Raw genomic sequence first — 14134 nt, forward strand, 5'->3', positions numbered from 1 at the left:
CGCCAAGGAGATCAAGGGCCTGATCGATGATTCGGTCGGCAAGGTCAACGACGGCTCGGCGCTGGTGCACAAGGCCGGCGCGACCATGGGCGAGATCGTCGCCTCGGTGCAGCGCGTGACCGACATCATGGCCGAGATCTCTGCCGCTTCGCAGGAGCAGAGCGCCGGCATCGAGCAGGTCAACCAGACCGTGGTGCAGATGGACGAAACCACTCAGCAGAACGCTGCGCTGGTGGAGGAAGCCACCGCCGCCGCGCGTGCGATGGAAGACCAAGCCGCGCAGCTGGCCGATGCCGTGGCGATCTTCCGCCTCGACAACCAGGTCTCCGCCGCAGTGAAGGCTGTCGCCGAACGCGTGGAATCGGCGTGCATCACCACCGTGGCACGTCCGCAGCCGACCGGAACGCCCGCGCCGGTACGTCGCAGCAGCAACGCCCGCACCTTCGCCGCCAGCGACAGCGACTGGCAGGAATTCTGAGACCCACCCGCAGCGGCTTCGGCCGCCGCCTCTGCCGATGGACACGTCCCCCGTGCAAAGTCCTACTCCCATCGTCACCGGCCCGCGCGAATTCGAGTTCGCCGACCGTGATTTCCGCCGCGTCTGCGACCTGATCTACCAGCGCGTGGGCATTGCGCTTGCGCCGGCAAAGCGCGACATGGTCTATGGCCGCCTGTCGCGCCGCCTGCGCACGCTGGGCATGCGCAGCTTCCAGCAGTACCTGGACCATCTGGAGCAGGAAGACGGTGACGAGTGGCAGGCGTTCACCAACGCCCTGACCACCAACCTGACCTCGTTCTTCCGCGAACCGCATCACTTCGACAAGCTGCGCGAGGAGCTGCAGCAGCGCTCCAGCCGCACGCCGCTGCTGTTGTGGTCGTGCGCAGCGTCCACCGGCGAAGAACCCTATTCAATGGCGATTACCGCCTGTGAGGCCTTCGGTACGCTGAAGCCGCCGGTGCGCATCATCGCCACCGACGTCGACACCCAGGTGCTGGCCACCGCCGGCCGAGGTGTCTACAACATCGACCGTGTGACCAACCTCGACCCGGACCTGCGCCGGCGCTACTTCCAGCGCGGCAGCGGCCCCAACGAGGGCCAGTGCCGCGTGCTGCCGGCACTGCGCGAGCTGATCGAGTTCCGCCCACTGAACCTGCTTGCCCCGCGCTACGACGTCGGCGGCCCGTTCGATGCGTTGTTCTGCCGCAACGTGATGATCTACTTCGACAAGCCAACCCAGCGCGCGATCCTCGGCCGGCTGGTACAGCACCTGGCCGATGACGGCCTGCTTTACACCGGACACTCGGAGAACTACCTGCACGCCGCCGACCTGATCCAGCCCTGTGGCCGCACCCTGTACCGCCGCGCGGCAAAGGCCGGTGCATGAACGCCTCGCTGCGTACCGACGATGTGATGCGCTACCAGGATGCGCGCTTCCAGACCATTGCCGCCAAGCTGCTGCCGACCCAGTACCTGGTGGTGGACGACACCACCGCGCTGACCACCACGCTGGGTTCCTGCGTGGCGGCCTGCCTGCGGGACCCGGTACTGAAGATCGGTGGCATGAACCATTTCCTGCTGCCCGAGGGCAATGCCGGCGACGGCGCGCCCGCGCGTTACGGCAGCTACGCGATGGAACTGCTGATCAACGACATGCTCAAGCGCGGCGCCCACCGCAAGCGCATCGAGGCCAAGGTGTTCGGCGGCGCCAACGTGCTCAAGGGATTCACCAGCAATCCGGTCGGTACCCGTAACGCCGAGTTCGTGCGCCAGTACCTCCAGGCCGAGCATATCCCGATCATCGCCGAGGACCTGTGCGGCATCCATCCGCGCAAGATCTGGTTCTTCGCCGATACCGGCCGCGTGGTGGTGCAGCGCCTGCCGCATGCCCACGAAGCCGAAGTGGCTGCCACCGAATCGGCCGTGCGTGCACGTCTGTCCAAGGCCCCGGTCACCGGTGGCGTGGAGTTGTTCGAATGACCCTGACCGGCAACGCCCCCTGCCGGGTCCTGATCGTCGACGACTCTGCCGTCGTGCGGCAGATGCTCACGGAAATCCTGTCCAGCGACCCGGCCATCGACGTGGTCGGCACCGCCGCAGATCCGCTGCTGGCGCGTGAGAAGATCAAGCGCCTGGCCCCGGACGTGATCACGCTTGACGTGGAAATGCCGCGCATGGACGGCCTGGCGTTCCTGGAAAACCTGATGCGGCTGCACCCGCTGCCGGTGGTGATGATTTCTTCGCTGACCGAACGCGGCGCCGACACCACGCTGCAGGCGCTGGCACTGGGCGCGGTGGACTTCGTCTCCAAGCCCAAGCTGGACGTCGCACGCGGCCTGCAGGGCTACGCCGACGAAATCATCGCCAAGGTGAAGATGGCGGCGCGCTCGCGGGTGCGACCGCTGGTGCGCGCGGCCGCCCCGAAGCTCACGCTGGACGCAGCGCCGGCAACGCTTGCTGCCTCGCCGCAGTTCCGTACCACCGACCGCCTGATCGCGATCGGCTCGTCAGCCGGTGGCACCGAAGCCCTGCGCGTGGTTTTGGAAGGCATGCCCGCCGATGGCCCAGCCGTGGTGATGACCCAGCACCTGCCGGCCAGCTTCAGCAGTGCCTTCGCCGAACGCCTGGACCGCCACTCGGCCATGGCCGTGCGCGAGGCCAGCGACGGCGAAGCGGTGCTGCCCGGCCATGCCTACCTGCCACCCGGCGGCAAGCACCTGCGCATCATCCGCGACGGTGCACGCTGGCGCTGCCGCATCGACGATGGCCCGGCGGTGAACCGGCACAAGCCGGCGGTGGACGTGCTGTTCCGCTCGGTCGCGCAGAGCGCGGGTGGCAATGCCATCGGGGCCATCCTCACCGGCATGGGTGACGACGGCGCACGCGGCCTGCTGGAAATGCGCCAGGCCGGCGCGCCGACACTGGTGCAGGACGAGGCCACCAGCGTGGTCTGGGGCATGCCCGGTGCAGCGTTCAAACTCGGTGCCGCTGAGGAACAGGTACCACTGGAACGGATTGCCGAGCGGCTGCTGGCGCTCGCTCGCGGCTGATAGCGCGCCCCGGCTCAAGGACTCCGCGGGCAGTAGATCCACGCCATGCGTGGATGCCTTTGTAGAGTCGAGCCGCGCTCGACTCATCGCGCATCGCGCGAACAGCTGCCAAGCATGGACGACGCTACAGGCTATCAGGCAACGAAAGAACCCCCCGGCTTTCACCGAGGGTTCTTCGTTTCATCGGGGTGCCGGCCAGCAGCCGCCACCCCCATGCGTTGTCCGCTCACAAAAAACCCCCGGCGCAAGCCGGGGGTTTTCAGTTACCGCATCAGGCAGCGACCGTCTTGGCCACGTCCTGATATTCCTCGATCTGGTCGAAGTTCATGTAGCGGTAGATCTCCGCACCATTGGCGTTGATCACGCCGATGTCCGCCATGTACTCCTCCTTGGTCGGGATGCGGCCCAGACGCGAGCAGATCGCGGCCAGTTCGGCCGAGCCCAGGTACACGTTGGTGTTGCGGCCCAGGCGGTTCGGGAAGTTGCGGGTCGAGGTCGACATCGCGGTGGAACCCTCGCGGATCTGCGCCTGGTTGCCCATGCACAGCGAGCAGCCCGGCATTTCCATGCGTGCGCCGGTAGCGCCGAAGGTGCCGTACACGCCTTCCTTGGTCAGCTCCGAGGCGTCCATCTTGGTCGGCGGGGCCACCCACAGGCGGGTCGGCAGGTCACGCTTGCCTTCCAGCAGCTTGGCCGCGGCGCGGAAGTGACCGATGTTGGTCATGCACGAACCGATGAACACTTCGTCGATCTTGGCACCGGCCACTTCGGACAGCGTCTTCACGTCGTCCGGGTCGTTCGGGCAGGCCACGATCGGCTCGTGGATGTCGGCCAGGTCGATCTCGATGACGGCGGCGTACTCGGCGTCCGCATCCGGCTCCAGCAGCTGCGGGTTGGCCAGCCAGGCTTCCATCTTCTCGATGCGACGCTGCAGCGAACGCGGATCCTGGTAACCCTCGGCAATCATCCACTTCAGCAGGGTGATGTTGCTGGTCAGGTACTCGATGATCGGTTCCTTGTTCAGCCGCACCGAGCAACCGGCGGCCGAACGCTCGGCCGAGGCGTCGGACAGTTCGAACGCCTGTTCGACCTTCAGCTCCGGCAAGCCTTCGATTTCCAGGATGCGGCCGGAGAAGATGTTCTTCTTGCCGGCCTTGGCCACGGTCAGCAGGCCCGACTTGATCGCGTACAGCGGGATCGCGTTGACCAGGTCACGCAGGGTCACGCCCGGCTGCATCTTGCCCTTGAAGCGCACCAGCACCGACTCCGGCATGTCCAGCGGCATCACGCCGGTGGCCGCAGCGAAGGCGACCAGGCCCGAGCCGGCCGGGAACGAAATGCCCACCGGGAAACGGGTGTGCGAGTCACCACCGGTACCGACGGTGTCCGGCAGCAGCATGCGGTTGAGCCAGCTGTGGATCACGCCGTCGCCCGGGCGCAGCGAAACGCCGCCACGGGTGGAGATGAACTCCGGCAGGGTGTGGTGGGTCTTCACGTCCACCGGCTTCGGGTAGGCGGCGGTGTGGCAGAACGACTGCATCACCAGGTCGGCCGAGAAGCCCAGGCAGGCCAGGTCCTTCAGCTCGTCACGGGTCATCGGGCCCGTGGTGTCCTGCGAGCCGACCGAGGTCATCTTCGGTTCGCAGTACGTGCCCGGGCGCATGCCCTGGCCTTCCGGCAGGCCACAGGCGCGGCCGACCATCTTCTGCGCCAGCGAGAAGCCCTTGCCGGTATCGGCCGGCTGCACCGGCAGGCGGAACAGGTCGGTCGGGGCCAGGCCCAGCGCTTCGCGCGCCTTGCCGGTCAGGCCACGGCCGATGATCAGCGGGATGCGGCCACCGGCACGCACTTCGTCGAACAGCACGTCGGACTTGACCTGGAATTCGGCGATCACCTCGCCGTTCTTCAGCGCCTTGCCTTCGTACGGGCGCAGCTCGATGACGTCGCCGTGCTCCATCTTCGACACGTCCAGCTCGATCGGCAGCGCACCGGCATCTTCCATCGTGTTGTAGAAGATCGGGGCGATCTTGCCGCCCAGGCACACGCCACCGGCACGCTTGTTCGGGATGTACGGAATGTCATCGCCGGTCCACCACAGCACGCTGTTGGTGGCCGACTTGCGCGAGGAGCCGGTGCCGACCACGTCGCCGACGTAGGCCACCAGGTGGCCCTTGTCCTTCAGCGACAGGATCTGCTGGATCGGGCCGCGCTTGCCGTCTTCTTCCGGGGTGAACGGCGCGTCGTCGCGCTTGTTCTTCAGCATCGCCAGGGCGTGCATCGGGATGTCCGGGCGGGTGGTCGCGTCCGGCGCCGGCGACAGGTCGTCGGTGTTGGTCTCGCCCGGCACCTTGAACACGGTGACGGTCAGGCTCTGCGGCACTTCCGGATTGCTGGTGAACCACTCGGCCTCGGCCCAGCTCTGCAGCACGGCCTGGGCGTTGGCGTTGCCGGCCCTGGCCTTTTCCTGCACGTCATGGAACGCATCGAACACCAGCAGGGTCTTCTTCAGGCCGTTGGCGGCGATGGTGCCGACGCTGGCGTCGTCCAGCAGCTGCACCAGTGGGGCGACGTTGTAACCGCCGAGCATGGTGCCCAGCAGTTCGGTGGCGCGCTCACGGCTGATCAGCGGGTTCTGCTCGCTGCCCAGGGCGATCGCCGCCAGGTACGACGCCTTGACCTTGGCCGCGTCATCGACACCGGCCGGCACGCGATGTGTCAGCAGGTCGAGCAGGAACTCGGCCTCGCCCTGCGGCGGGTTCTTCAGCAGTTCGATGACATCGGCCGTCTGCTGCGCGCTCAGCGGCAGCGGCGGGATGCCAAGCGCAGCGCGCTCGGCGACGTGGTGGCGGTAGGCTTCCAACATGACAACTCCCGGGTAATGCGTAGGTTGAAAAATCAAAAGTGGGCTCAGGCGTGCGGCACGATCAGCTTCAGGCCCTTGAAGTAGTCGCGGTAAAACGTGTCGTTCCAGGTGATCAGGCCATCGCACTGCAGCAGTGCGTGGGCGCCGACCATGAATTCGTCCAGGCTGCGGCGGCTGCCGCCACGCTGGCGATGACGGCGGTGCATCTCGCCGGCGCGCAGCGCCGACTTGGCTTCCATCGGGTTGAAGTGCACGCCCATTTCTTCCAGCGCTTCGAGCACCTCGGCGCCGCCGCGCAGCGATGCGCAGACCTCGGCCAGGGTCGCGCCGCAGACCACCACACGGCCACCCACCAGGCTCTGCCGGAGGATGGCCTCCACGGCATCGGCCTGCGGACCATTGCTGAGCAGCTCGACCAGCACCGGTGAATCGACGGCGATCATCACGGCTTATTCCTCGTCACGCACCGCGCGTACCGCTGCGTCGGAGGATTCGAAGCCGTCCAGCGCGAACTTGCCGCGCGCCCGTGAAATGGCATCGTCAACACTCTTGCGCAGGATGATGCGGCTGCCGTCCAGCTCGACCTTCAGCAGCGTGCCCTTGGTCAGGCCGAGGGCATCACGCACCGCCTTGGGCAGGGTGATCTGTCCGCGTTCTGCAACAGTGGCTTCCATCGGTATGCCCTCTTCGGTATGCACGAATTATACATACCGAAGGGGCCATACCGCCAGCCACGTACTTGGAACGCCACCTGCAGGCGGGTATTGGAGGTGGTGCTCTCGTCCCTGCCCTGCCCGCTGCGCCTGCGGTGGCTGGTCTGCCAGCGGATCGCCTAAACAGCAGTCGGCCGTGTTCGTTCAGGAACCTGTCCATCTCCTGCCGGCCGCGTGGAACAGGACAGCCTGAGACGCAAGCGCGCCCGTCCGGCCAACATCAGATCATCCGGGCAAAGGCCTTGCCTCGCGCGACGCGACCCGCAAGCCGGCTGTCAGGCATTTCGACAGTGCCCACCCACGCAAGCCCACCAGGAAACTGCACCGCCTCAAGAAGGTGCGTGCAACGTAGCCTCTGGTGGCTGTCGCGGATACGCAGCCGGTCCAGCAGGGTTTCCTGAAGGCCTGCATCGGGCACAACCACGACCACCAGCCGATGGCGATCGCTCCGCCACCGCGAACGTTGCCGCAACAGACTCACCGACCTCGCTATCGCCTGCACTCGCTGCATCGAGCACCTGAAGTCTTCGAGCACATGATCGGCCATCTCGAACGGCTCAAAGATACTGTCGGCCCCAACGCCGCCCCATTCAATGCTCTCGGCATGGTCTGCAAGCGCGTCGGCGGCCACGGCACGGCGCAGCGGTGCCAGCCTGGAATCTTCTGCACCTTCCCCATGCAGAAGACGCAGTTGCCAGCGACGGCAATGACGATCCATGTCAATGGACTGGCCTGCACACTCGTCAAGCAACGCCGTCGCCGCCGCGCGGTCTCCGCAGTCAATGGCCCGCTCAATGAGCATTGACCGCGCAACAGCGAGATCCTGATCGCCAGAAGCCAATGCATCGTTCAGGGTCTGCCAGCACCCCGCATCCGCCAGCTCCCGCTGCAGCCAGCCCAGCCGCTCCAGCGCGCGCGCAGGCAGCACCTGGGTACTCCTGCGACAGAGCAGATGGTCGCGCTCCTGACGCAGTCGCTCGCAGCGCGCCACATGCTCCTCCCAGGCGTCAGCAACATCGGCAGGCCACCGACGGTCAAGCGCATCAGCCAACCTGTTTGACGTCTGCATGGGCACCAGCACTGACAGCGCCGAGCATCCCTCGCCGATCGGATCCAGCACCGGCATGTTCGTGCCTCCCAGCATGCCAAGCCGGTCGCTCAATCTCGGGTGCGTCGGCAACGGCGCGACACCGCACAACAGGGCTTCGTCGAGCCAATAACTCCGCTCACTGGCGTCCGGCCAGCGCAGGTCCCCCAGCAGCAAGCCTGCAAAAGGCCTGCCTTCCGGCGCGGCAGACGTGGCATCAGCGGGGAAGAACAACGGCCACCAAATCGTTGACAGCGTATGCTTTGCCAACCCGATCATGGCCAGCGTCTGCGCGACCCTTGCACCGCCGCAGCACTGCGCAGCGGCACGGTCGGCACGGTACTCGCAGCTGTGCGAGAGACGACGCCAGCATCTCCCGGTCACCGGGCCACAGGGTCGGCCCACCCACGCCACCAGACGCCACACTGATCGTGCGTAGCGCGTATCGGCATTGTGCGGCGCGTCGCCCGATGTCACTGCCAGTAGTCTGGCCAGCAGCGAATGCAGGACAGCACGCGTTCCCCCGACATGCCCCAGCTCGTGCGCAATGACCGCACGCAGCTGCTCGGGAGAGAGCATCACCAGCAATGGAAAACCAAATGTCACGCGGAGCGCTGGCGTGGTCCCCTGCCGCCAGCGACGTTCGACGCTTATGGATGCATTGCACTCATCGTGGATCCAGACCTGATCGATGGGTGGCAACCGCCGCGTTGCTGCCACGGAATCCAGCACCGCAAACAGCGCATGGGCATCGGCTCTCCGCATGACCGGCCATGGTTCCACATCGGTGGCTTCCGTCCGGTACCCGGCCAGCATGCGGGCGACGGCACGCAGATGCAGCAGCGCAAGAACGGCCATGGCAGCCAGCACGATGTGGGGCAACGGCAAGCCTGCGTTCCCGGCCCAGGCCAGCGCCAGCACAGCCGTCAGCGGCAGTGCCGCGATCGCTCCCAGCGGCAGCGACAGCAGAACCACGCCCGCCGTGCCCGCCAGCACCCCACTCGCAGCCTCACGAATCCGGAGGAGTGACCTCCCGGAGGATGGCGCGTCAGCCTGCATCGGAATCGGGCGGCGCCTCACCAAACGTCAACGCATACGCCACGGGATCAATCTGATGGCGGTCACGTTCGACTGCGCGGCGCCAGCGCAGGCTACCCAGCCACTCCCCTTTCATCTGAAGTCGACCCTGCAGGTCTGCAACGTCCGGATCGTCCGGTTCACGCTCGAAGGCGCGCTCCAGCCATACGCTCGCCAGCCAGCGGTTAGCGGTGACGCCAATGCCCGAAAGGAAGGCATCGGCGAAGAATCTGGATGCCCATGCCTCCAGATCGGCGTCATCCTGCAGCCAGATACGAAGCAGCACGGTATGCACTGCCTCATGCCGCTCTTTCGGTGTTCCTTCCCAGAGCATCCGCACCAGGGTCTTCATTGCGTAGGACCATGCCTCTTCGTGCGGCAGCGCAACGTCGTTGACCCGCCGATAACAACGCAACGCCTCGGCGCGCGCCTCGGGACAACCATCGTTATAAAAGGCCTTTGCACGTCTGAGCCCCCAGTTGCACAGGGCAACCGGGTGATCCGCGGCTGCGGCCTGTTCCAGCAGCGCCGCGCTTCGCGCCGCGTCCGGGACCGCACGACCGCGCTTGGTGGGCGGTGCATCTGGCGATAGCTCGCCGGAGTACACCAGCATGGCACCCGCGTGACCACGTGCGACAAGGCGCTCGAACAATGCGATTCCGGCATCCGAATCGATGCCGTCATACAGATTGAACGCGTGCTGGCCCACATCCGTGCCTTGCGCCTCAGCCATCCGCAACGCCATGTCGAAGCGGCCTTCGCTGCAGCCAGCCGCCAAGGGCGCAACGCCAGCAAGACCAAAGGCATCGCACTGGCGAGCGACGTCCAGCCACAACAGCGCACACGCATCGTTGTGCAGAAGCTCCTCAAGCTCCAGGCAGCGGCGCATCAGGTCAGCGCTGTCCTCTATTCCAGCGTGCACGACGCACTGCTCCAGCGTATACAGACTCCGTTCGGCGAATGCGTAAGGCATCAGTTCGAACATTTCCGCCAACATCGCGTACGCACGCTGCATTTCAGCCTTGTTCCAGCAGACCTTGCCATCCATCTCCGTCCGTGACTGATAGGCAATATGCCGGGAATAGGCCCGCAGTGCGCGTGCACGCGTTTCGGGTAGCAGGTCCGAGGCCAGCAGGGCGTCGAGGCTTTCCCTTACCTGGGCGATGTCCTCCGCATCCTCACTGTCATCGATCATCCCGATCCAGTCATTCTCCTTCAGCTCGCGCAGATCATTGCGCTGCGCCTCGGTCAGCCCCGTGCAGATCGGACCGTCGATGAATCCCTGCATCTGCTCGTGGCTTCCTCCCCAACGTGGATAAAGGAAATAGAGATAGTCACCCAGCAGGTCCAGGTCGTTGGGACTGACTGCCAGTGCCTGCCGCAACCAGTAGGTCTTACCGTCCTCGAACTCGTGCGGCAGCCGCGGTGCAAGGCAGGCCGGCAGGCTGGGAATCTGTCGCAGAGCCCCGCCAAGGGGTGCCACATGCGCCAAGCCTGCCTGCCAGATCAGCTCATCATGGCCATCAGTGTCCGGGTAGGCATCCGGCACTTTGCCGACCTGCTGATCCAGCAGCCATTGCGGCTCACCGAGATAGCACGTGACCCTGAACAGTCGATGCCAGGCCTGTCGCCCGCGCGGGTCACAGGTCAGCGCCTGCAGAAAGCAGGCTACTGCGTGGTCTCTGGCCAGACCGGCGCCGATCCACCGACTGCGGCCCACCTGGTTCGCGCACCGTGCTGAACGGATGCGTGCGGCGGTCTGCCCCCAGGCAGCGCCCAGCACCAGCCACGCATGGTAGCTCTGCGGGCACTCCGCAATCCAACCCCGCAGCAGTTCCATCAACCGGGCCTCTTCAAGCCAAGGCGCGATCAACTGCTGCATCAACCATTGCGCTGAGCCCAGCCCGGTCCGCGGCCCCTCCACGTCGTCACGACTGACAAACAGGGCGTCCAGGGCCTGCCCCTGACCGGCCAGAAGCAGCTCCCGAGCCATCTTACGGACGCTGACGGCGTCAGCCACTTCCGGGCGTTTATGGGGGGCGATCAGACGTTCATGGGTCATTGGCTGGACCTTGCTGGGATCAACCGTTCACTCTGGTTGGCCTCGCCGGCAGCCGCCATGAAGAAAGTTGCAAAATCAGCAGCGGCACGAAGAACCGTGACATCGGCACTACATACAGCCATGTAACCTTGCGTCCTGCGCCAAGGGCGTTCCGGCCCCTCCCCGTTCGGCCATACTGACGGGGATCCGTCGGCCGGGACGCCACCGGCGACCGCAAGCAGGCCCGCCATGCGCGGGCCACTGCAAGCCATCCGCAAGAAGGAGTTACCCCGCATGAGCGATTCGTTCTCCACCCGCAGCCAGCTGAACGTCGGCGGCAAGACGTACGACTACTTCAGCCTGCCCACGCTGGGCCAGCGCTTCGATATCTCCCACCTGCCCTACTCGATGAAGATCCTGCTGGAGAACCTGCTCCGGCACGAGGATGGCGGCATCACCGTCGGCAAGGACCACATCGAAGCCGTGGCCCGCTGGAATCCGGCGGCCGAACCGGACACCGAAATCGCCTTCATGCCGGCGCGCGTGGTCCTGCAGGACTTCACCGGCGTGCCCTGCGTGGTCGACCTGGCCGCGATGCGCGACGCCGTCGTCAAGCTCGGCGGCAAGCCGGAGCAGATCAATCCGCAGATTCCCTCCGAACTGGTCATCGACCACTCGGTGCAGGTAGATGTGTTCGGCAAGCCCGACGCGCTGGACCTCAACGGCAAGATCGAGTTCCAGCGCAACCAGGAACGCTACGGCTTCCTGCGCTGGGGCCAGAAGGCCTTCGACAACTTCAAGGTGGTGCCGCCCAACACCGGCATCGTCCACCAGGTGAACCTGGAAAACCTCGCCCGCGTGGTGATGACCGCGGAGAAGGATGGCAAGGCCGTGGCCTACCCGGATACCGTGTTCGGTACCGACAGCCACACCACCATGATCAACGGCATCGGCGTGCTGGGCTGGGGCGTGGGCGGCATCGAAGCGGAGGCGGCCATGCTCGGCCAGCCGTCGTCGATGCTGATCCCGCAGGTGGTCGGCTTCAAGCTGACCGGCAAGCTGCCCGAGGGCGCCACCGCTACCGACCTGGTGCTGACCGTTACCCAGATGCTGCGCAAGCTGGGCGTGGTCGGCAAGTTCGTCGAGTTCTACGGTGATGGCCTGCAGCACCTGCCGCTGGCCGACCGTGCCACCATCGGCAACATGGCCCCGGAATACGGCGCCACCTGCGGCATCTTCCCGATCGACGCCGAATCGCTGAACTACCTGCGCCTGTCCGGCCGCAGCGAAGAGCAGATCAACCTGGTCGAGGCCTATGCCAAAGCGCAAGGACTGTGGCACGAACCGGGCAGCCCGCATGCCCAGTACAGCACCACGCTGGAACTGGACATGGGCACGGTGAAGCCGTCGCTGGCCGGCCCGAAGCGTCCTCAGGACCGCGTCCTGCTCGAAGACGTGCAAAAGAACTACCGCGAAGCGCTGGTCGGCCTGACTGCCAACCGTGACAAGCGCAGCGAGGACGTTGCCACCTTCGTCAACGAAGGCGGTGGCGCCGCGGTCGGCAACGAGCAGCTGGCCAAGGGCTTCGCCGACATCGAGATCGAAGGCCGCAAGGTGCGGCTGAAGGACGGCGCGGTGGTCATCGCTGCCATCACCTCGTGCACCAACACCTCCAACCCGGCGGTGATGATCGGCGCCGGCCTGCTGGCCCGCAATGCGGCCGCCAAGGGCCTGAACCGCCAGCCGTGGGTGAAGACCTCGCTCGGGCCGGGCTCGCGCGTGGTCACCGACTACCTGGAAAAGGCCGGCGTGCTGAAGGATCTGGAGAAGATCGGCTTCTACGTGGTCGGCTACGGCTGCACCACCTGCATCGGCAACTCCGGCCCGCTGCCGACCGAGGTCAGCGCCGGCATCGCCGCCGGCGATCTTGTGGTCACCTCGGTGCTGTCGGGCAACCGCAACTTCGAGGGCCGCGTGCACCCCGAAGTGAAGATGAACTACCTGGCCAGTCCGCCGCTGGTGGTGGCCTACGCCATCGCCGGCACCACCGACATCGACCTGACCACCCAGCCGCTCGGTACCGGCAGCGATGGCCAGCCGGTGTTCTTGCGCGACATCTGGCCGAGCAACAAGGAAATCGGCGATGTCATCGCCGCGACCATCGGCCCGGAGATGTTCAAGCAGAACTACGCCGACGTGTTCAAGGGTGACACCCGCTGGAACACCATCGCCTCGCCAGACGGCAACCTGTACGAGTGGAGCGATGCCTCCACCTACATCAAGAACCCGCCGTACTTCGATGGCATGACCATGCAGACCGGCAGCATCGACGACGTGCATGGTGCACGCGTGATGGGCCTGTTCGGCGATTCGATCACCACCGACCACATCTCCCCGGCCGGCAACATCAAGAAGGACTCGCCGGCAGGCCGCTTCCTGCAGGAGCGCGGCGTGCAGCCGGCCGACTTCAACAGTTACGGCAGCCGCCGCGGCAACGATGACGTGATGGTCCGCGGCACCTTCGCCAACATCCGCATCAAGAACCTGATGTTCGGTGGCGAGGAAGGCGGCAACACCCTGTACTACCCGGCCGGCGGCGGTCAGCCGGAGAAGCTGGCGATCTACGATGCGGCCATGAAGTACAAGGCTGAAAAGGTGCCGCTGGTGGTGCTGGCCGGCAAGGAATACGGCACCGGCTCGTCGCGCGACTGGGCGGCCAAGGGCACCCTGCTGTTGGGAGTGAAGGCGGTCATCGCCGAGAGCTTCGAGCGCATCCACCGTTCCAACCTGGTCGGCATGGGCGTGCTGCCGCTGCAGTTCCGCAACGGCGAGAATGCGCAGAGCCTGGGCCTGGACGGCTCGGAAGTGATCGACATCACCGGCCTGCAGGACGGTGCCAGCAAGCGCGCCACGGTCACCGCGACCAAGGCCGATGGCACGAAGAAGACCTTTGAGGTCTCGGTGATGCTGCTGACCCCGAAGGAAGTCGAGTACTTCCGTCACGGTGGCCTGCTGCAGTACGTGCTGCGCCAGCTGGCCAGCAAGTAACGGAAAAGGGCCGGATCCGCCCGGCTCCGGCCCTTTGCGTTTTCGATGCACCCCCCAGTCGAGCGGCCCCCCGGCGCGGCGGGGGGGGGGCCGCCCCCCCCGCCCCCGCGGGCGCGCCCCCCACTACTGGGGGGTGCAGCGAAACCGGACCGGGCCGGATCGGTGCGGATCCGCCCCTTTTCCGTTACTTGCTGGCCAGCTGGCGCAGCACGTACTGCAGCAGGCCACCGTGACGGAAGTACTCGACTTCCTTCGGG

10 protein-coding genes are annotated in these 14134 nt (G+C 66.0%); 5 read left to right on the top strand and 5 right to left on the bottom strand.

The genetic code is table 11. The annotated features are described in order from the left end of the window. From R5H29_RS07110 to R5H29_RS07125, 4 genes are all read left to right on the top strand, one after another. Positions 1–478: methyl-accepting chemotaxis protein (locus R5H29_RS07110; RefSeq protein WP_332328973.1), on the top strand; the 478-nt coding region annotated here is incomplete at its 5' end. 37 nt (positions 479–515) lie between these two features. Beyond that, a complete protein-coding gene (locus R5H29_RS07115) occupies positions 516–1385 on the top strand; it encodes a CheR family methyltransferase (RefSeq protein WP_049435029.1) in 870 nt (289 codons plus the stop codon). After that, positions 1382–1978 carry a chemoreceptor glutamine deamidase CheD gene (cheD, locus tag R5H29_RS07120; protein ID WP_014037083.1) on the top strand — a complete coding sequence of 199 codons (597 nt, stop codon included), beginning with the start codon at positions 1382–1384 and terminating at the stop codon, positions 1976–1978. Before R5H29_RS07115 ends, cheD begins: the two co-directional genes overlap by 4 nt. Further along, the gene (locus R5H29_RS07125; protein WP_332328974.1) at positions 1975–3048 is read left to right on the top strand and encodes a chemotaxis response regulator protein-glutamate methylesterase; all 1074 of its coding nucleotides are present in this window, start codon (positions 1975–1977) and stop codon (positions 3046–3048) included. Before cheD ends, R5H29_RS07125 begins: the two co-directional genes overlap by 4 nt. Before the next feature lie 271 nt (positions 3049–3319). Here R5H29_RS07125 and acnB read toward each other — a convergent pair whose 3' ends face one another. The 5 genes from acnB to R5H29_RS07150 form a co-directional block, all read right to left on the bottom strand. Next, entirely contained in the window at positions 3320–5911 is a 2592-nt protein-coding gene (gene acnB, locus R5H29_RS07130; RefSeq protein WP_332328975.1) for a bifunctional aconitate hydratase 2/2-methylisocitrate dehydratase, read from the bottom strand. 44 nt (positions 5912–5955) lie between these two features. After that, entirely contained in the window at positions 5956–6354 is a 399-nt protein-coding gene (locus tag R5H29_RS07135; RefSeq protein WP_005416402.1) for a type II toxin-antitoxin system VapC family toxin, read from the bottom strand. A gap of 6 nt (positions 6355–6360) precedes the next feature. After that, the gene (locus R5H29_RS07140) at positions 6361–6585 is read right to left on the bottom strand and encodes an AbrB/MazE/SpoVT family DNA-binding domain-containing protein (RefSeq protein ID WP_005409505.1); all 225 of its coding nucleotides are present in this window, start codon (positions 6583–6585) and stop codon (positions 6361–6363) included. A gap of 259 nt (positions 6586–6844) precedes the next feature. Then, the gene (locus R5H29_RS07145; RefSeq protein WP_332328976.1) at positions 6845–8686 is read right to left on the bottom strand and encodes a M48 family metallopeptidase; all 1842 of its coding nucleotides are present in this window, start codon (positions 8684–8686) and stop codon (positions 6845–6847) included. Between the two features lie 73 nt (positions 8687–8759). Next, positions 8760–10850 (bottom strand): DUF4034 domain-containing protein, encoded by a 2091-nt coding sequence (locus R5H29_RS07150; RefSeq protein ID WP_332328977.1) that lies wholly within the window; start codon positions 10848–10850, stop codon positions 8760–8762. A 273-nt stretch (positions 10851–11123) separates the two neighbouring features. Here R5H29_RS07150 and acnA point away from each other — a divergent pair, with 273 nt between their 5' ends. After that, positions 11124–13877 (top strand): aconitate hydratase AcnA, encoded by a 2754-nt coding sequence (gene acnA / locus R5H29_RS07155; protein WP_332328978.1) that lies wholly within the window; start codon positions 11124–11126, stop codon positions 13875–13877. Positions 13878–14134 lie beyond the last annotated feature (257 nt).

The organism is Stenotrophomonas sp. A3_2, assembly GCF_036624925.1.
Classification (GTDB): Bacteria; Pseudomonadota; Gammaproteobacteria; order Xanthomonadales; family Xanthomonadaceae; genus Stenotrophomonas; species Stenotrophomonas hibiscicola.